Source organism: Oleiphilus sp. HI0128 (assembly GCF_001635365.1).
The window spans coordinates 1-284 of sequence record NZ_LWGG01000484.1 but is presented as its reverse complement, the minus strand read 5'-3'; the positions used below and the strand labels follow the sequence as shown (position 1 = coordinate 284).

At 46.1% G+C, this 284-nt stretch carries 1 protein-coding gene; it reads left to right on the top strand.

The window, feature by feature from the left end:
* Window positions 1-284 (top strand): chemotaxis protein CheW (locus tag A3763_RS05890; RefSeq protein ID WP_156494949.1); only part of this gene is annotated, 284 nt, incomplete at both ends.

The window sequence follows — 284 nt, the reverse complement described above, 5'->3', positions numbered from 1 at the left end:
TACCTATCGAGAACCAACCCCTGTTCCTGGGTCAAACCCCGAAATAGCAGGCATCTTAAATGTTCGCGGTGAAATCGTTCCGGTACTTTCTGCTGAGAAACATATACAGGTAAGCACTGCAGAAGCCCATCAAAGAATTCTCATTCTAGACTCAAGCCGTGGCGCCGCTGGAATAGCCGTCGAGCACGTGGGCGAAATCTTTCTAGTTGAGCCAAGCAAAATCAATATCGAAGCAGATTCCTCAAAAAATGTTGTAGGAACAGTCTTGCATAGGGATAATCTAG